At 47.8% G+C, this 19,483-nt stretch carries 16 protein-coding genes and 1 pseudogene; 5 read left to right on the plus strand and 12 right to left on the minus strand.

Going from position 1 to position 19,483, the window contains the following annotated elements:
- Positions 1-81 precede the first annotated feature (81 nt).
- A pseudogene (locus Abor_RS02755) lies at positions 82-651 on the minus strand (transposase); the annotation flags it as partial.
- A gap of 94 nt (positions 652-745) precedes the next feature.
- Here Abor_RS02755 and Abor_RS02760 point away from each other — a divergent pair.
- Positions 746-1,729 carry a chorismate transformation FkbO/Hyg5 family protein gene (locus tag Abor_RS02760; protein ID WP_048840316.1) on the plus strand — a complete coding sequence of 328 codons (984 nt, stop codon included), beginning with the start codon at positions 746-748 and terminating at the stop codon, positions 1,727-1,729.
- Between the two features lie 63 nt (positions 1,730-1,792).
- Here the strand turns inward: Abor_RS02760 and Abor_RS02765 are convergent, their stop codons facing one another.
- The 10 genes from Abor_RS02765 to Abor_RS02810 are packed head-to-tail and all read right to left on the minus strand — an operon-like array spanning position 1,793 to position 11,938.
- Positions 1,793-3,058, minus strand: a complete 1,266-nt coding sequence (locus tag Abor_RS02765) for an NAD(P)/FAD-dependent oxidoreductase (RefSeq protein WP_048840317.1) — start codon at positions 3,056-3,058, stop codon at positions 1,793-1,795.
- Positions 3,055-3,774, minus strand: a complete 720-nt coding sequence (fabG, locus tag Abor_RS02770; RefSeq protein WP_048840318.1) for a 3-oxoacyl-ACP reductase FabG — start codon at positions 3,772-3,774, stop codon at positions 3,055-3,057. Before fabG ends, Abor_RS02765 begins: the two co-directional genes overlap by 4 nt.
- Positions 3,771-4,211, minus strand: a complete 441-nt coding sequence (locus Abor_RS02775) for a hotdog family protein (RefSeq protein WP_048840319.1) — start codon at positions 4,209-4,211, stop codon at positions 3,771-3,773. Before Abor_RS02775 ends, fabG begins: the two co-directional genes overlap by 4 nt.
- Positions 4,205-4,999: a beta-ketoacyl synthase chain length factor gene (locus Abor_RS02780; RefSeq protein WP_084594332.1), complete on the minus strand. Its 795-nt coding sequence runs from the start codon at positions 4,997-4,999 to the stop codon at positions 4,205-4,207. The genes Abor_RS02775 and Abor_RS02780 overlap by 7 nt, the downstream gene beginning before the upstream one ends.
- On the minus strand, positions 4,996-6,198 hold the full coding sequence (locus tag Abor_RS02785; protein WP_048840320.1) for a beta-ketoacyl-[acyl-carrier-protein] synthase family protein: 1,203 nt from the start codon (positions 6,196-6,198) through the stop codon (positions 4,996-4,998). Before Abor_RS02785 ends, Abor_RS02780 begins: the two co-directional genes overlap by 4 nt.
- Positions 6,195-8,531: an MMPL family transporter gene (locus Abor_RS02790; RefSeq protein ID WP_048840321.1), complete on the minus strand. Its 2,337-nt coding sequence runs from the start codon at positions 8,529-8,531 to the stop codon at positions 6,195-6,197. Before Abor_RS02790 ends, Abor_RS02785 begins: the two co-directional genes overlap by 4 nt.
- On the minus strand, positions 8,528-9,094 hold the full coding sequence (locus Abor_RS02795) for a LolA-related protein (RefSeq protein WP_048840322.1): 567 nt from the start codon (positions 9,092-9,094) through the stop codon (positions 8,528-8,530). The genes Abor_RS02790 and Abor_RS02795 overlap by 4 nt, the downstream gene beginning before the upstream one ends.
- Complete coding sequence (locus Abor_RS02800) at positions 9,091-10,002, minus strand: LpxL/LpxP family acyltransferase (protein WP_048840323.1); 912 nt, start codon at positions 10,000-10,002, stop codon at positions 9,091-9,093. Before Abor_RS02800 ends, Abor_RS02795 begins: the two co-directional genes overlap by 4 nt.
- Positions 10,002-11,654 carry an AMP-binding protein gene (locus tag Abor_RS02805; protein ID WP_048840324.1) on the minus strand — a complete coding sequence of 551 codons (1,653 nt, stop codon included), beginning with the start codon at positions 11,652-11,654 and terminating at the stop codon, positions 10,002-10,004. The genes Abor_RS02800 and Abor_RS02805 overlap by 1 nt, the downstream gene beginning before the upstream one ends.
- Positions 11,651-11,938, minus strand: coding sequence for a phosphopantetheine-binding protein (locus Abor_RS02810; protein ID WP_048840325.1), 288 nt, complete (start codon positions 11,936-11,938; stop codon positions 11,651-11,653). Before Abor_RS02810 ends, Abor_RS02805 begins: the two co-directional genes overlap by 4 nt.
- Before the next feature lie 9 nt (positions 11,939-11,947).
- Here Abor_RS02810 and Abor_RS02815 point away from each other — a divergent pair, with 9 nt between their 5' ends.
- The 3 genes from Abor_RS02815 (at position 11,948) to Abor_RS02825 (ending at position 15,106) form a co-directional block, all read left to right on the plus strand.
- Positions 11,948-12,625, plus strand: coding sequence for a COG4648 family protein (locus Abor_RS02815; protein WP_048840326.1), 678 nt, complete (start codon positions 11,948-11,950; stop codon positions 12,623-12,625).
- Positions 12,626-12,816: 191 nt separating this feature from the next.
- On the plus strand, positions 12,817-13,569 hold the full coding sequence (locus tag Abor_RS02820; RefSeq protein WP_048840327.1) for a class I SAM-dependent methyltransferase: 753 nt from the start codon (positions 12,817-12,819) through the stop codon (positions 13,567-13,569).
- A 232-nt stretch (positions 13,570-13,801) separates the two neighbouring features.
- Entirely contained in the window at positions 13,802-15,106 is a 1,305-nt protein-coding gene (locus tag Abor_RS02825) for an LTA synthase family protein (RefSeq protein ID WP_158319714.1), read from the plus strand.
- A 395-nt stretch (positions 15,107-15,501) separates the two neighbouring features.
- On the opposite strand, the gene Abor_RS02830 is transcribed toward Abor_RS02825, so the two are convergent.
- Positions 15,502-16,065, minus strand: a complete 564-nt coding sequence (locus Abor_RS02830) for an acyltransferase (protein ID WP_048840329.1) — start codon at positions 16,063-16,065, stop codon at positions 15,502-15,504.
- Positions 16,066-16,569: 504 nt separating this feature from the next.
- Between Abor_RS02830 and Abor_RS02835 the strand changes: the two genes are divergently transcribed.
- Positions 16,570-19,056 (plus strand): sensor domain-containing protein, encoded by a 2,487-nt coding sequence (locus Abor_RS02835; protein WP_126621219.1) that lies wholly within the window; start codon positions 16,570-16,572, stop codon positions 19,054-19,056.
- Positions 19,057-19,483: the final 427 nt, after the last annotated feature.

Consider the following 19,483-nt stretch of genomic DNA (forward strand, 5'->3'; position numbering starts at 1 on the left):
GCTGCGCTCATACCTTCATGTCCGCAATCCACATCGCAGCAAGCGCCATCTTCTACCTCAAAGAATGATCCTGAGCCTAATCAGCGTCCATCGCGCATGACGATCTTTATGGGGCAGCTTTGATGGCTTGCCTCCAGTCCTGTGGGATCCGTCCTTCACGCAGATCAGCCTGCTCCGCATTAGTATTACGTTACCTGAGAGCCGCTACCAGTGTGGCACCGAGGATCTGACCTGACATCGGTAGGTAACCAGCGTTCCGAATGGTGACATTACAGCGATCAAACAGCGTTTCAATGGCACCCACCTGGATCAGGTGTTCGCGCAACAGCCAGGCTGTGTTTGGTATCCGGCAGGCGATCCGACAGCTCCAGACCAAGGAAGCGCATGAAGGACAGGCAGTCGTTGATAAGGTCTTCCGTCCGTTCGTCGAGGCAAATTGCTCAGCGTCTGGATGACCAGAATTTTGAATATCAGCACTGGATCAAACGGAGGACGACCGCCTTTGCTTCCGTCTGAATAGACCAGTGCCTTGTTCAACTCCGGACGGAACACCTCAAAATCCACAGTCCGGGAAAACGCTTCAAATTGGTCACCGAGCCCACTCAACCGAGCAAGCCGCTCTTCAACATCAAAGAAACCAGGCTGCATCATGAGCCAGCGAGCCTAATCAGCACAGAACACACAAAATAGGAAAATAGACTTTACAATCCGCACTACATATTTTATCTCTGCATTGGATAAAATTATGTATACATATAATGCTCTTATACCTAACTACGCACTAAAAGATATTCAAGAAAATCTTGCTGTTGTTCATTATGGTAATGAAAAAACCAGTATCACTACTCAAAATGATGTGCTCCACATCTGTATTCCCTCTGCTCAAACGCAACTTACGGAATATTGGAGCTTGCTGCATCTAACCACAGAGGATGCAAACCAAAGGCAATGTCACGCCACGGGCACTGAGGGGTGGTGTACTGATGGTGAGAATTTTTTTGCAGCCTGCCTTGTTCCTGATGGGCCAGAACTCGCTCCTACCTCAAAGCAGGCGTATATGCGCTTAATACAGCTGGCAGAACAGCTTGGTTACGCCAATATTTACCGTATTTGGAATTATGTCGGGCGTATTAACGCCCCAAATAATAATGGGCTTGAACGTTACCGTGACTTTTGTTTGGGTCGGGCAGACGCATTTGAAGCCTTAAAGTATGCACCCACAACATTACCGGCGGCAACGGGCATTGGTTTCCAAAATGGTGGGGTCGTTGTGTTTTTGATTGCGCGTAAAACACCCCAAGCCACAAATATTGAAAACCCCCTACAGGTTCCCGCTTACCAATACCCCCAGCGTTACGGCCCTAAAGCACCGTCTTTTGCGCGTGCAACTGTTATTAAGGTACAAAACGGCTTTTGCCTTTATGTTTCAGGAACGGCAAGTATCCGAAACCATACATCCCTCACGCAGAATATCGAGCAAGAAATTGCCATAACAATTCAAAATATTCAGCAGCTTTTGAAGACAGCTGCTACCAAATATCCTACCTTTAAACAGAGCATATGTGATTCTTTAAAAATTTACGTGCGACATAAAAAAGATATACCCTTAGTGTCTCAGGCTCTCCAAGCTGCTTTTGGTGTTGAAGCCGCACAAGCTCCCGTTTTAATTTCAGACATTTGCCGGGCAGAATTATCTTTGGAAGTTGAAGGTGTTTTTCGCGCACCATAACACGGCTGCTCTGTATTGAATAAAACTGCAATACAGAGCAGATCATGTTTTTAAGAAGCTACCTTAGGTTTTTAGACCCAGTTTCTTTTTTAATACGCTTACATCAAACACCGCTTTAAAAGCTGTTATGGGCAGCCCTACCCGCCAACCTGCGGCAAAATCCCCCGCGAGGAGAGAAATAATTGCATCGCGCATACGCAAAATATTACGTGGGTGCATAAATAATTTGCGTAAAACAGGGTGGTTAATACGGTAAATCAACCATGAAATACGGCGCATTTCTTTGCAGGTTTGAGCCTCTGCCGCCTGTGCTGCCTTAGCACCTGCCTGTGGGCTACGCAGCCATGCCTCTGCAACACCAGCCCCCCGAAAAGCACTCTTCATTGCTAGCAAAACACCTGATGAAAAAACAGGGTCAAGAAAGGCGTAAGCATCGCCTATCATATAATACCCTTCTCCCCATGCTTTGTCGGCGCGGTAAGAATAATTTCCTGTTGTGGCAAGTGGGTTTAGCAACTCAGCTTGGGCCATACGCTCAGCTACACTTGGGCTTTCCTGCACTTTTTGCCAAAACAGGTCTAGTACTGGCCCTTGGTGTTTACGAAACGCACTTTTATCGCCCACAAACCCAACGCTCATAATACCATCAGGCAGCGGGATCATCCAAAACCAACCCTCTTTAACCAGATGGATGGAAATATACCCCTCCATACCGGCCCCTCTGCGCGGTACATTCCTAAAGTGGCTGTATATTGCTGCTGTGGAGTTATTTTTATCTGCATTTCTGCGCCGTTTACGGGTTGCCAAAAACCCATCTCGGCCAGAGGCATCAAGCACAAAACGGGCCGCAAAATGGTGCTCTTGCCCGTCTTTGTCTTGGGCTGTTACAAGGGTTGCGGCATCTGGCTTAAAATCTGCCTGCGTAACCTTAATATTTTCAAACGTTTTAGCCCCGTTTTTAGCCGCGTTTCGGAATAACAACTCATCAAAATCTGCGCGTAGCACCTGATACGCATGGTCATACCGTGCACCAATAGCATGATGAAAGGCAAAAGCCTGACGGCCCTCGCCTGTTTCCACCACAAATTCAGCGCCGGGCTTATAAATACCCATGGCCTGTACTTGCTCTAATACGCCTAACTCGCGCAGTAAGGGCAAGTTACACGGCAGGAGAGATTCTCCAATATGAAAGCGGGGGTGTGCGTCTTTTTCCAGCAAAACAACGTTGTGGCCCTTACGGGCCAGAAGCGTTGCAGCAGTACTCCCGGCTGGGCCGCCCCCAATAACGAGCACATCACAATTCTGCACTGAAATTTCTGGCACGTTCATGCCATGCCTCCGTTAATACCAATAGTTTGGCCGTTAATATACCCCGCTTGCCCAGAGGCAAGAAAAGCCACCAAATCAGCAACCTCCTCTGGTTGGCCAGCCCTTTTAGCTGGCACCAGTGCTGCAATTTGCTCAGCACTCATAACCGCTGCCGTTGCGGGAGAGGCAATAACACCGGGGGCTACAGCGTTAACTGTAATACCCCGCCCCCCGACCTCACGCGCGAGGGAACGTACTGCCCCCTCCAGCCCCGCTTTAGCCGCAGCGTAATTTACCTGCCCCCTATTACCAATACGCGCCGTAACAGAGGAAAGGGCAATAATACGCCCCCAACGGGTACGGGTCATGGGCAGTAATAAAGGCTGCACCACCGCATAAAACCCATCAAGCGAAACGCCCAGCACATCGCGCCACTGAGTTTCTTCCATACCTGCCATGGTGACATCATCGTGCGTGCCAGCATTATGCACCACAATTTGGGGCACCCCACCCGCCAGCACTGTAGCCAGAGCATGCTGTGTTGCAGCAATATCTGCTAAATTTGCTCTCCATGCTTCTGCGCTAAACCCTTGCGCCTGCAAACTGCTAACTAATGCACAAGCGCGCTCGGTTGAGGCATGGGCGTGAACAATAACATGCAAGCCATCAGCCGCCAGACGCTGGCAAATAGCCGCCCCAATAGGGCTAGTACCACCCGTTACAAGTGCCCGCTTCATACGTGGCCCTCTGTTTGGCGTAGCATGACTGTGCCGCGCCCTGTCACCAGCACTGTGCCATCTCCTGCCAACACCCTAAACGCGTAGGCTAACCCTCCGGCCATGCCATGCTCTTTGCAAACATGAATGTGCAGCGTGCCATAAGCTGGGTTATCAAGCCGCTCGCACGCAATAACCACATCACGCAAGGCAGCTAAATAACCGGGGGGGCTATTTGCCTCTCCCGTTAAGGTACCGTGCAACGCTGCGGCTTGCATGGCAATTTCTGCCGCAACAAGTGGGCCTAGCTGCCCATTGCGGCGTAAAGGGTTGTGTACATCATAATGTGCGCGGCTTGTGGCATGCAATGTTGTAGCCGACCACGCCACACAGCTATCGAGCAAGCAGCTTGCCCCTTGGTGCGGAATACGACTTAAAATGGCGTTACGATCTAGCATGGGCTAACCTCTACCTTGAGTTGCCCCGGCTGACAGGCCACCTTAACAGAACCATTACGCGACTGCGCCAAACAGGTGAGCAAAGACAAACTACGGGCAGCAGGGTTGCCCACAGCTAAGGCCCGCAAACCATCATGCGCGGGCATATCTGCTCTCTCGGTGCTTTGAGGGTCATAACACAGTGTTAGCTGGGCTATAGCCTGTTGGCTTAAGTCTGGGTCAAGCACGAGAGCACACGCAAAAGATGCTTTGGTAACACGCACTGTACCAACCGGGCCGGGAATAGGCTGGTCATACGCCACAAATAAAACCGGGTGCTGCTCTACCACTGCCTCAGACACTGCTTTTAAAAGCCCCAGCCCAAAAGACCAGTCGTAACACCCCAATGCTGTGGCAGAAGCAATAGAGCCGTGCCCGATTGTCCAATAGCCAGCAGGGGCATTATGCACCGAGTTATGAAACTGCGTGGGGGAGACCTCACCCCCCGGTTCAGACAATGCTTTGAGAATACCGTCTATAACCCCGCCATCTCCATTTGCGCTCGCAAAAACCACGGATAGACCAGACGGTTTTACACCGGCTAAAGCGCAAGCTTCTTCTGCTACCGCAATAGCTAAGCGCGTTACCGGGCCAGAACGCCTACGCTCGTTAGGGGCAAGGGCAGCAGCAGGCGGGGGTATTTGCGCCTGATCTGCCCATTCTGCCCTACCTTGCAAACAGGCTTGTGCCTGCGCCCAGCCAGCCAACCCCGGCCCCCAGACAGACACGCCACGCACACTAATTTTCATTGAGCAGCCCCCAATACAAGGCTACAATTTGTGCCCCCAAACCCAAACGCATTGCTCATAACATAGCGTACTGGCGCTGTTGTATTGCGGGTCATAACCTGCGCCTTAAACGTAGGGTCAAGCTGCGTAATATTTAGCCCACCCGGCAACAGACCGTCTTGCAGCGTTATGCTGCACATCATGGCTTCCAGAATACCAGACGCGCCGAGTGTATGGCCTGTCCAACCTTTGGTAGAGGCACACGGTACTTTATCGCCAAAGACTGTGTAAACTGCGCGGTCTTCCATGGCGTCATTCGCAAGGCTGCCGGTACCATGCAGGTTAATGTACCCGATATCAGCCGGTTTAAGGCCAGAGCGGGTAAGAGCCTGCTGCATAGCCGCCACAGCCCCACGCCCTTGGGGGTCTGGGGCAGACATATGGTGGCCATCGCTACTAGCCCCGCACCCTAATAAAAGAGCCTGATACCACACAGCTTGCACTAGGGGCCGTACGCCTGGGCGTTCTAGCAAGGCAAACCCCGCGGCCTCTCCTATGGAAATACCATGCCGCTGTGCATCACCGGGCCGGGTGGGGTATTCATCTACCAAACCTAATGCGCCAAAGCCGCGTAATGTCATGCCGCACAGGCTGTCTGCCCCACCAACAACCACTGCATCGCACACACCGGCCTCTATCCAATGCCATGCATCTAAAAACGCATGGGAAGAAGAAGCACAGGCATTGGAGACGGTAAGGCAGGGCCCTTCAAGCCCTAAAGCCGCCGCCACATATGTGGGCAAAGAAAAAAGGTCTTGCGTGTGTTGCTGGTCAAAACCTGGGGGCATGGTGCCATGCTCTACATCACGCTTGGCATAGGCTTGCTCGGTGCTCAAAATACCAGAGGTAGAAGTACCCATAATAACCGCAATACGTGTTGGGCCATAATAGGCCCGCGCCTGCGCTACAGCTTGGCTAAACCCATCTGTATTAAGCGCCATATCAGCCAGCCGGTTATTGCGGCAGTCAAACTGCTGTAAAGGCTCTGGTAGCTTGTGGTTTTCAACCCCCACCACGCGGCCCATATAGCCTTGTGCTACGCCCGCAAAATTACAGGGCACCAGCCCGCTGCGCCGCTGCTGTAGGGCAACACGCGTAGGTGCTACACCAAGCCCAAGGGCGCTAATGGCTGTTCCGGCTGAGATAACAAGCGGTTTCATGCCCCGTCTGTTGCCGCAGAGGGCGAATATTGTCCAGCCAGCATAAAGCTGAACAGCATGAACAAAAATGCACCACACGCCACAGTTATACCAATCTCGCGCAGTAAAGCTGTGTGGCACAAACCTAAAAGTCCAAAAGCCAACACGGTCATAACGTTACAGGTTAGCAGCGTGCGCATAGTTCTGGCCCGCTCTGCACTATCTAACTGGGGCCTAGCAAAAAACAGGGCGTAATCAAGCCCTACGCCCAGCACAAACTGTATTGAAACCAAATGAATAAGAGAAACCGGCACACCGCGCAGCGCCAATAGGGCTAACAGCACAACCATAGCAGCGCCCACTGCACACAAAACGCGGGTAAGTCGCTGAATATTACGCAACCCCACAACCAGCACCACAAAGGCCAAGCCAATACCAACAGCCATCCATTTTAGGGTACGAGCTGTGTGGTGTGCGGTAAGCGCGTTAACCTCGTGGTTCAAATCAAGCGCCATAACATCTGGCTGGCCAGCCAAAGCCACCTGAATTACTCCAAAATCTGTCACGGCCTCAGGTAATACCATACCCCACCACCCATCTGGGCGTTGAAACAAAAGTGGGGCTAACGCCATTTCCAGCGGGGTGCCGGCCAAGTCTGGCGGGGTAAGGGCTGGCATGGCACGGGCTTTAGCAACATCAGCCACAAACTGGTCAAACGCTTCTTTTTTAAACGGTAAACCGGCCTGCTGTTGCACCACGCGCGCTGCAAGAATTGCCCCCTCTGGCAAAGCCTGTGTACGGGTCTGTTGCAAAGCAACGGAAGGCAGAATATGCGCCGCATCTTCAACCCCTACCAGCGCCCCTTTTTGCGCCAGACTGGTAAACAGCCCATGCAAGGCCTCCTCTCGTTGCAGCACAGCTTGGGCGCTCTGTGCATGCACAATAATAACATGAGAGGAATCGGGTGCTCCCAGCTCGTGTCGTAATGCCATATCCAAACTACGTGCCGAGGCAGGAATAGGGCTTAACGCCGTCAGGTCTTTTTCAGCCACCAAAGGCCGCCATACCAAAACAGCTATAGCGCCCATAACTGGCAGCACACAAAGCCAGCGCCACCGCCGCCATTGCTCGGCCCGTGCAAGCGGGGCAGATGGCCCACTAACAGAGGGCGCTAGGTCTGCTGCAACAATAAGCGATGGCATAACACCCAAGGTAACACACGCCGCACTAAGCAACCCAACGGCAGAAAACACGCCAAGCTGCACTAAACCCGGCAGCCCACATAACACCATGCCGGTAAGGCCCAACACGGCCGTTGTTACCGCAAGGCGCAGGCTTGGGCCTATTCTGCGCAATGTGGCTTGTGGCCCCTCCCCCGCATCTCGGTGACCTATTAGCAGCACTGGGTAGTCTAAAGACACACCAAGCATGGTCATGCCAAACCCAAAGGCAATGCCATGCACATAGCCAAAGCAAAGCCTAACAACCACCATGGCCACACTAAGCGAAAGCAGAAACGGCACCCCAATAGCCGCCAACACCCATAAAGAGCGAAAACGCCAATACAAAACCGCCACGACCAGTACGGTTGAAAAGGCAGACATCATTTCAATATCGTGCCGCATACTGTGCGCGCTTTGCACGGCAAACACAGCGGGCCCGCTTACGAGCAACCGCGCCTGGCCGGGTTGTGCCTTGGCAAACGCCGCTTGAATGGCGTTTTGTGTTAAACGCTGCGCAGCAAGATCCATACCCGCAGCCCGTGTACGCAAGAGCATAAGAGCACGGTTACGGTCTGAGGCAAACCAGACCCCTTGCTTTAAAGTGGCATGCACAGCGGGTTGTAAATGCCGCATAACATTAAAAAAAGCGCCGGTTGGGTCTCGTAGGGCAAAGGCCACCACAAGTGGCTCGGCTGAAGATTGAAGGCCGTCCCATACGTGTTCAAACCCCTTAGCCAAAGCGCCGGGTGAAAAATCGCGCACGCTCGCATCGGGTGCCAGTTGGTAGCGGTGGTCAAACAGCAAATCCCGCATTGCGGGGCTATCATCAAGCGAGAAAGACCCGTTTAAAACCAACAGAAATTGAGAATCTTGGCTCAGGCTATCCTGCATCTGGTGGCTAATGCGTGCCAACTCAGTCTCTGGTGCGCCTTCTATGCCCACTGTAATGAGCGATGCCGCTACCCCGCCCCGTACCTCTCTAAGCAAAAAGCGGGTAGCTGCATTATGGCCCTGCGGTAAAAACCCCGCCATATCAAGCCGTAGCGGAATACTCGAAAAAACAATAAACGCCACAAGGGCCGAGGCCAACAAAGCATAAGCAAGCCGCTTGGGGTTTTTACGCGCGCTCAAGGGGCAATGGTCATGGTTTGCGTGTCCCCGTTGGCTTGCACCAGCACAATACGCAAAATGGCATTGTTCTTGCCGCTCAATGTCACACTCTTAGCCAATGCCGCCACTTTATCTGACGCTGGCGTTAAATAAAGGCTCCAGTCAGCGCCCTGCTCTGTTGCCGTAATGTGGTAGTAGCGCCGTAATAAAGCGGCGTCTCCATCTAAGGGCGCGCGCAATGTATCAACCAACAGCCGTAGGGCTGGCACACGGGCGGTATCAACACTTTGGGGGGCGGTGTGGTTGCGGCTAATGGTTACCATGTCACCATTAATCACTAAATCTTCTGCCCGTGGTTGCTCGGTGGTTTTTTGCAAATAACCGGGGTGACGGTAAATAAGCACGCCTGAACTTTCAAGCGGGGCTTTTAAGGCAGCAAGCGTGCGTGTTTCATGAAAAGGCTTTTGCCGGGTTTGCACCTGCCCTAGGCGGTTTATAAGGCTGTCGGCAAGGTCTTGCGCAAAGACTGGCTGGGTCCAGTGTAGCACACACACACCGCAGGCCAGCATAAACCATCTTTTCATGACCGCTCCTTCCAGAAATCATAAAAATTGAACCACGAAAACGGGTCTCGGCGGCATAAAGTTTCAAGCCATGCAGCATAGCGTGCCAGCCATGTTTTTAATATTTGCGCTTGTTGTGTGCGTGTACCGTCAAGTTTTATGTGCTCGGCAAACGGCTCAAAGCGAATATCATAGTGCCCATCTGAGCACCGCAAAGCGCTAAACAAGACAACTGGTGCACCCGTTATGGCGGCAAGCCTTAGGGGCCCAAGCGGCAATGGGGCATCTTTACCCAAAACAGGCACAGCCATAGAGCGCCCCATATCTGGTGCGCGGTCACCCAAAATAGCCACGACCTGCCCCTGCTGCAAAGCTTCTGCTACGTGCAGCATGGTGTGTGGCTCACCAATATGAATAATGGCGTTTTCGTAATTCGGGTCGAGCTGCTCTATCGCTTTACTGGCGGCCCCAACAAAGCGGCGGTACATAAGCACGCGCAAACGTATTTTACGTGAGGCAAAACGGCTGACAGAACGCAGCGCGTCAAACGAGCCAACATGCGCCCCCAGTAAAATACAGCCTTTCCCTTTATCAAGAGCCTCAAAAATAGCCTCGCTCCCGCACACGGTGTAAGGCGGCACTGTCGCTTTATTGCCCAGTATAAAAATACGGTCGAGCACAGTAAGCGCATAAGCATGGATATGCCGCCAGCGCTCCAGCCCTGTTGGCCTACGCCCTAATGCACGGCATAAATACACCCACGAGCCACGCCGTGCTGTGCCATCATGCAGCAAATAATAAAATGAAATTGGCCAGATAAAACGCGTAAGGACTTTCCGGCCTAAAATACGGGCCAAAAACAACATAACCGCCATAACCGCATAATTGCCGCGCTCTGGGGCCAGCCATGTTTCAGCCTGCTTACTCATTAAGCGTGCGCTACGCGAAAAGTGGCACGTAACACCGCATTACCCCCTACACGGCCCGTTAAGCGTGCCCTAGCACCTTCGGTTTTCAAGAAAAAAACCACCTGCTGCCCCGGCAAAACAGGCTGCATAAATTTAACCTGCAAAATATGTGTGGGCGCTTCTTTGGCTTGCGCCAAACCTTCTTCCAACACCACCACGCCGGGCACAACTGGCTGGCCGGGAAAATGCCCCGGCAAACAAGGGTGGTCTGGGCTAACGCACAGCGTACCCAACTGTACCCCATCAGCTTCCTGCGCAGCCAACTGGCGTAAACCCTGCACGGTTAGCTTTCCAACAGAGTTACGCGGCATAGCCTCAACCAACACAACACGGCGTGGTAAGAACGCAGGGTCAAGCTGCTCGCGCAGGTGCTGCATAATTTGCTCTGCGGTAAGGTCTGGTGCCACAGCAAAAACCTGCATGCGCGCCAAGGCACCGCTTTGGTCTTCCTCTGGAGCTAAAAACGCACCATCGATAACTCCCGGCACGGCAAGCAAAACAGTATTCAATGCTGCAAGCGATGTGCGTTTAGCAGCAAGTTTGACAATATCGCTTTTACGCCCAATCAACTTAAAGTGCCGCTCAGGCAAAGGCTCCACAAAATCTGATAACGGGAAAGCTGGCGCACCCGGAGCACTTATGCTGGCGTCTTCACCCGCCACCTCTAGCACAACACCTTTATAAAGCTGCCATAACGGGGTTTGTGTTGTATGCCGCATAGCAACAGACCCTATTTCGGTTGCGCCGTAAATTTCCATCACGGGTGCTGCCAACGTAAGCTCTGCTTCATGCGCCACGGCCATGTCCATAGGGGCTGCGGCAGAAATAACTCTGGCAATATGTGGCAAAGCAAGGTTGGCCCGTAAAAGGCTGCGCAACTGCAACGGAGTTGTCACCAAAATGCGCGGTGCGGGAGAACGCTCCAGCAGAGCTTGCCAGTCTGCCGGGTAAGCGCATGGCCCTGTTGTGGTTCTGCCCCGTGTGTGTATGGCTTGTAAAACCAATGTTTCAAACCCGTACATATGGTACGGCGGCACTGTGCCGACTGCGGTAGCTGGTGCTTGTTCAGGGTCTAATAAGTCACGCGCAACACAACTACGCTCGACTAATGCGCCCCAATGTTTTCTATGCCCAACCGGTTGCCCACTGCTGCCAGAGGTAAACACAACGGCAACAAGTTGCGCACTATCAATAACCGGGTTGGCGGAAAGATGTACCCCCTCTTGCGGCACAGCCTGCCTAGCGCCTATTGGCAGCACTAGGCTGTTAGGCGGCAGCCCCTCGGTGGGCAGGTCATTTTCTAGCGCAACGCAAACCGCGCCATAATCCTGCACTAAATCAGTTAAGCGGCTTACTGTACGATCACTTGAAAGCAGCAAATACTGGCCACGCAATACCACGGCTAAAAACAAAACCGTAAAAGACCAAATATCTTGGCACAAAGACACCACTGGACAATCTGGCAACTGCTGCGCAAGTTTGTGCGCAGCATGCAAAAGATCGTACCCAGTTGCAGGGCCGGACGGGGTATAAAACACCGTTCGCTCAGGAGTATAAACTAAGCTTAAATCACGCTCTGCTGTATGCTGCACAGAGCTGGCCACCTGTGTCATGACGGCTGGCGATGTGCCGCCACATGCGTGCACAGGCTACGCAAAGAGCTAAAAATTTCCCGGCTATTGGGGTCATCAGAACGAAGTGTTACGCCGTAATCTCGGCCAATCATCAGCACAATTTCAAGCGCGTCAATAGAATCAAGCCCCAAGCCATCACCAAAAAGCGGGGCTTCCGGGTTAATTTCATCAGCCGTGACCTCAAGCTGCAAAGCTTCAACCAGCCGTTCAGCCACTTCATGCTCAAAGGGCGTTTGCAGAGTAACAAATGATTGCGTATTCACGGAACTCTCATGTCAGATGAAAAATTTGTTAGTCCAGTATCACACAGCCCCGCTCACGCAAAGCGAGCAAAAGGCTTTTTGGGCATAACACCCCTGTTGCGCAAAGCCGGTTTGGCTCTGTTGGTGTGTAGTTTTATCGTGCCGCGTCTTGGCACGCTGTGCGACCTGCCACCGCACTATACCACACTTACGCTGCTTTTTTGCCAAGGGGGTGGCATTGCCCTGCTCACTCAAAAATTCCGCTTATGGGTGCCTGTGACTGCGGCTACCCTTTTACCAGCGTGGTACTGGCCAACCACGCTACGCCTTATAGACGTATGTGGCCTCTATACTCTTGCGTTAGCCACGCCAGCTTGGGTTTTTATCGGCTCGCTTCTTCCTCAAAAAGAGGCACTTATCACCAAATTTGCCCGCCAAACACATGGCGGCCTACGCCCCGATATTATGCGTTACACTTATTGCTTAACGTGGTTTTGGAGTTTGTTTTTTGTATTAGCCCTTCTTGCCCCTCTTATACTTTGGCAATACGGCCCACATGGTGCATGGCAATGGCCTTTAAATGGCGGCACTTTTGCACTGGCTGTTATTTGTGGATTACTGGAATATGGCCTTAGGCGCTTGGTCATACGTAATTTCAAGCATGCTTCCCTTCGCACCTCGATAGACCTCTTTAGAAAGCAAGCCTGATATACAGCAAAAGCATAATGCAACAGCCAAAAAGAAGAATTTTTAAGCCATTTTAGAGGAAATACTCTCTTACTTCCCTTATAATTGGGCATTATTTCTGCACCCTCCCTTGCCTCTCGCTCTATTTTTCTTAAAAAACAGCAATACTGCTTCGTTACGGGGCATATGTAAGTGAGGAACCAGACCCCATTATGACCGACAACGCAGCCAGGCCACCCCACCCCGTTCTTTCTGCTTATTACCAAGACCCAACTAGCCGACAGGGGTTTGTGCAATCTATTTTTGACCGCACAGCACGCCATTATGACCGGATCAATGCTATTTTCTCTTTAGGAAGTGGCCGTTGGTACCGTGGCTGGATGCTACGCCGCGTAGGGCTTAAACCCGGTGATAAAGTGCTGGATGTTGCCACCGGCACCGGCCTAGTCGCCCGAGAAGCTGCCCGCATTGCCGGTGCCCGTAATGTTATTGGGCTAGATATGAGTGCTGGCATGCTGGCCCAATGCCGCCAAAACCTGCCCATAGCTCTTGTGCAAGCCGATGCACAACGCCTGCCGTTTGCAGATGGTAGCCTAGATTTTCTCAGCATGGGTTACGCCCTGCGCCATGTAAGCGACCTGCGTAAAACCTTTATTGCCTACCGCCGCGCCCTTAAACCGGGTGGCACTGTGCTTATTCTCGAAATTGCCCGTGCAAAAAGCCCTGCTCTGCAGGCCTTCCTTAAATTCTATTTAGGCCGTGTGGTGCCTATGCTCTCTGGTATTGCCGCCACAAAAGACAGCCGCAAACTGATGGAATATTACTGGGACACCATTGCAGAATGCGTGCCCCCCGAGGAAATCATGCAAAACCTACGCGATGCAGGGTTAGAGAATGTACGCCGCTATACTTCGTTTGGGGTTTTTTATGCTTACGCGGCTAACGCGCCACACCAGTCTACTTAACCCTTATACGACTTCTTGGTTAACCCCACCCACCCCCTAACATCCATGACCCTGTATAAGAGGCTCCAAATAAATCCTCATGTTTTTACGCGAGCCTCTAGTCGTCTTGTTGGCCCTCATCGTATGTAGTTTACCTCTTGTTGCCTTAGTACGCCCAAAAACGACAAAATTTTTGCATCCACTTGGTCTCGCTTTGCATAGTTTGCTGCTCACTGCATGCTATGGGCTATTCTTGCTGCTTTCAGGTTCCGCTTTATTTGCTGCGGCCCTAGCAGGGTGCTTAACCCTCGCGTTGGTTATTGCATCAAATTTAAAATGGACTGTACTAGGCGAACCCTTAGTCTTTAGTGATCTCTGTGTTATAAAAGATTTTGTAAAGCACCCTAAATTTTATATTTTTGCCATTCCAATACGCATACGCTTATGTGTTGTTTTTGCACTCTTTTGTATTGGCGTTGGCTATGCTGTCGCACTACGGCACTCCTGCCCTGTAACAGTGCGCCTTTGCGCTTTCGTGCTTACCGCCACAACCACTCTATGTCTTGCCAGTCTTCCTGTTACTAGGCTGGCCCCTACTCCTGCTCTTAAAACTGATATTAGCCGCTTTGGACTATTAGGATGTTTATTTGTTTACTGGCGCTGCTGGCAAAAACAGCCCCCAGCTGTGCCACCCAACCACCAAGAGCAGACAGAACCTACCGCTCCCACATTCGACCTAATTGTAGTTGTTCAATGCGAATCTTTTACAGACCCACAAACCCTTAATTTGCCAGACACCGTCTCTTTACCCGACATGCCTGAATTAGAGCGCGCCAGAAGCATGGCCAGCCACTACGGCGCGTTGCATGTCAACGGCTTTGGAGCTTACACAATTCGCACTGAATATGGCGTATTATTTGGCCGTAGCGAGCAAGAGCTCGCTTTTCAACAGTTTGACCCCTACCTAACAGCAAAACACGATACGGTATTTTCTCTCCCCCACAAACTGAGGCAGGCAGGGTACACGTCTGTTTTTCTACACCCCTACACGCTCGATTTTTCTAACCGTGGCAGCTTAATGCGCCATATCGGATTTGATGCTGTTCTGGGCGCAGAATCTTTCTCCCATATTCCCACCCCCGCTATGCCTTATGTGCCAGATACACTCTTAGCAGATAAACTTATTGCCCTCTGCACAAGTGCAACCCAACCCTTGTTTCTTTACGCGGTAACCATAGAAAACCACGGCCCTTGGCAAGAAGAAGGTAAACCGCTCGAAACCTATCTTGAACACCTTAAAAATAGCGACCGTATGATAGGCCAAATTCTCAACAGCTTAGAAGCCAGCCAACGCTCCGCCTTACTTGTCTTTTTTGGTGACCACCGCCCTTCTATTTGCCCAGACCTACCACCCACCACGGAACGCAGCACACCTTATTTTGTATCACCTATTAGAAACAAAAAACCATACGAATTCGACAATAATATTGTATCGTTAACTCCTGCACAGCTACACCACATGATCATGAAATCAATAATAAATTTTCGTGATAACTAAAAATAACACAGCACAGTTATCATTTATTTTTAATAATGCTATTTATATACTGAAACGTAAAGACCTTCCATAAAAACCACTATTCATAGAGTATAAGCCAGAAAAGACTGTGTATCATATGCTCCCCTCTCGGGCACCATTGACATGGCTCGCCATGCTACCGCGTTGTCCGAATAAAAATAAACATCATTCCGAAAACCAGTGTCTTTTCAGTACTACCTATACTTCAGATGGTGCAAAACATGTCTGCAGATCCCGCTTCTGCGACGAGCTACTACCTTACACACTGTCGCAATCCATTCTCGCCCCCACCCTGCGGTTCTCAAAAATTACCTCTATACAGAAACAGGAGAGAGCATTCGGCAGTGAGACGATAAGCACCCTCAACCACCTCTTCAGGGAGTATCATCAGACAAATAAAGCGCCTCAAGAAGCAGCATATTTTTTTTCCTATTTTTTATCTTTTTTGCCAGAATGCCAAAATATACTCCCCAAGGCTCTGTCGATTTTGTAAGCATAGACATTGCCCCTAAAGAGCACCCTTCAGAAAAAATGACACCTGGAAAAATAACAGAGTGTGTACCAACTATAGAGTGGCGCCCTATTACAACTTTACCCTTAGTTATTTTTTTGTATTTATTTGGAACAGTGGGGTTTGTTAAGGCTAAACCCGTATAATCATCACTTTGCGTGAAAATATGGCATCCACAAGCAAGTCCTGAAAAATCGTCAAATACAATCCCCTCTGCCCCTCCTGCAATATTGCAAAATACAGCAATATGCACGTTACGCCCAAAACTAACTTTTCCAGATACAACACAAAAATCATCGATACGTGTATTATCACCGACAGTCATTTGGTCTGGGTCATATAGTGACGCTTTCTCACTAATTTTAATATTTTCTCCTAAATACTTGAATGGCATATCTTCAAGCTGTTTCCTGGTTAAATAGGCCATACAATATTCCTCTACCCTTAATTCTATACTCTAATAAACTCTCTTCAAAATTCTATGCTAATCAGGTCTAACATGATCTGACGAACAAAGAAACTATAGATGGAAAATCGAGTTTGAACCTAAAAAAGCAGAAACCAAGCCAATTCCTAAAAATTATACTAGCACCATAAACTCTCTATAAAGAATTTCCACATTTTAAACATTTACCTGACAGCATTCCTGAAACAGAAGCTAGCTTTGTAGTGCGTGAAATATTTACTAAATTTTCTGAAAAAATGTTTTCTTCTCAAAACTGACTCAGAATACAAAGTAGATGCTAAATTAAGTGTTAGTTAATTTTAAATAAATGAAAATAACTACATAATCTATTTTATATATGCTGTTAAAATTTTTGATAAACTATAATTAATTTAACATTAATTTAAAAATTAAAAAGAAATTAAATGACGCTCATATGAACAATGACTTAAGCTGCTGGACATTGAAAATACCGGGGAAGTGATTATGTGTTCAGAATTGCCTAAAAATGAATTTTTATACAAACTTCTTGTGCAAAATGTTTTTGATTACGCTATCTATTTTTTGAACCCCGATGGTGTTGTAACAAGTTGGAACGCAGGAGCAGAAAAAGCCAAGGGTTACACAGAAAAGGAAATTATTGGCAAAAATTTTTCGATCTTTTATTCAGAAAAAGATCAAAAAAGAGGTCTACCACAAAAAGCACTAGAAACCGCACACACAAAAGGTAAATTTGAAGGTGATGGTTGGCGCTTTAGAAAAGATGGTTCAAAGCTACGTGCATATGTCGTTATTGATCCAATTTACAATGATAAAAAAGAAATTATTGGCTACGCAAAAATAACAAAAGACATAACGCGAGAATATAAAGCTAAAATAATAGCTGATGAGCAGTCAAGAAACTTCAGGCTTATGGCCGAAGGTATAAAAGACTATATTATGTATATGATCGATAGAAACGGGAAGATCTTAAATTGGAACTCTGGAGCACAAAGAGCCAAGGGTTATACCACTGAAGAAGTTTTGGGTAAGCATTTCTCCATTTTTTTCACGGAGGACGATTGCCAATCTGGCCTACCATACCGCGCCCTTGCAACCGCTTTAGCAAAAGGAAAATTTGAGCACGAAGGGTTTAGAATTAGGCGTAATGGTACAAGTTTTTGGTCTCAAACCACAATTGACCCAGTCTATGACGAAAAAAGCCAACATATTGGTTTTGCTACAATAACTAAAAATTTGACAGAACAGAAAAAAAATCAAGATGCTACCAATATAATTTATAGAAACCTCAACCTAGCTCTTGAGCATATGTCTCAAGGCCTATGTCTTTTTGACAAAAATGAATGTATGGTTATATGCAACGACCGTTTCACACAACTACTTGGAATTAACCAAGAAAAATTTGAAATGGGAAGTACGTTTACTGATTTTTTGTGGCTTTTGCATACAACATCCAATGATAGTATTTCAGAAATTGCAAAAAGTGTTGATACACAAAGACAGAAACACTTCGAGCATGCTGAGCCTGGAAAAATAAACCACGAAGAATACGTTTTTAATGGTTTAACAATTAATTTTAGCAATAGATTTTTAGCTGATGGTGGGTGGGTATCGACCATTGAGGATATAACAGAAAAGAGAAAAATTGAGAATGAAGTTAAAATTCTTGCGCATCATGATTTTTTAACAGGATTGAAAAACAGAACATCTTACCAAAAGAAAATAGATGAAATATTTGGAGCAGATAATAACTCTTTATTATTTGTAGATGTTGATTTATTTAAAGAGATCAATGACCAGTTTGGTCACCCTGCAGGGGATAATATTCTAAGAGAAGTCGGAAAAAAAATTCAGAAAAATCTTTCCAAAAAAGAAACAGTTTATAGAATAGGGGGAGATGAATTTGCGATTATTTGTAGGAATTCAAATTTTGAAGAGGATGTTCTTAGTCTCTGTGGTCGAATTTTAAGAGAGTTTAATACTCCAATTCAAACTGAATGGGGAGATATTTCCTTAAGTGTTAGTATCGGGGTTGCTAGCTCATCTGACTGCAAAAATATTGATACCTGGGTGCAGCATACAGATTTAGCACTTTATGCAGCCAAAGAGGCAGGTAGAAATCAGTTCCTCCGCTATGAAAAAGGAATGCGAGAAGCAATCCAGAAAAAAAGAAAACTAGAATTTGATCTCAAAAAATCTCTCGAACATGAAGATTTTTTCCTTGTTTATCAGCCAGTTGTTAATGCTCAAACACATAAAGTTTCTTCTTTTGAAGCCTTGCTACGCTGGAAGCACCCAGTCGATGGTATTATTCCACCGATCAACTTCATCCCCTTTGCTGAAGAAATTGGTTTAATGCCGTCTATTGATATGTGGGTTGTAAAAGCAGCTTGTAAAGAAGCTCTTTCTTGGCCACATCATGTTTCAGTTTCTATTAATATTTCTGCTAAAACTTTTGAATTGAATAATATTTCAGAATCCATACTTAAAATTATTGAAGATGTTAATATAGACCCAGGCCGCGTTGAAATTGAAATTACAGAAACCAGCATGCTTTTAAATGCTGAGGAAACAATTAATAAAATTAAAAAACTTACTGAAAATAATATAAAAATTGCTCTTGATGATTTTGGAACAGGCTATTCCTCATTAAGTTTTCTAAGAGATATCCCCTTTAATCGTATTAAAATAGATCGATCTTTTATCAAAGATATTGAAAGTAATATACACTCTATTGCAATTATTAAGGCAATAGCAGGCATAGGAGATGCTCTTGGAGTCAGTATTACCGCTGAAGGTGTAGAGACTGCTAGCCAAATATCTTTGCTAATGCGCGATAAATGCTATGAGCATCAAGGTTACTATATTAGTAAGCCTTTTGAACAAACACATATTCTACCGTGGATATTGTCCTATGAATCAGAGATAGTCTCTGGGACATTAACAGAAAAAGAGCAAATATGCTTAGTTTAATTTTTGTACCAGACAGATATAACTGTGCGAGATATTGAAATACATTTTTTATTTTCCCAATCAAAGTATAGTTGAAAATATATTTAAATTATCGATCAAAAATCGATAAACGTTTTTGCTCTTTACGGTAGTAACAATGTGGCCCCACTATGATTTATAGTGGGGCCTTAAACTTGCCTGAAAAACAACCAAACACCCAAAATTTATGACTGATTATTTAATGTGAACGAAAATGCTTACAAAGAAATAATATTAAAACGTTATACTAACATGTATATCAACAATTTAGTTAAGCAGTATAAATTAGCGTTAGAAAGAACATCTAAAGCGCCTTATTTTTAGATATCATGCACTCTATAACGCCAACCTTTATGTTTAGATATGAAATTTAAATCCGGCCAACAGAATATGATATAGTGAAATTTGG

This window comes from Acetobacter orientalis, from assembly GCF_000963965.1.
Classification (GTDB): domain Bacteria; phylum Pseudomonadota; class Alphaproteobacteria; order Acetobacterales; family Acetobacteraceae; genus Acetobacter; species Acetobacter orientalis.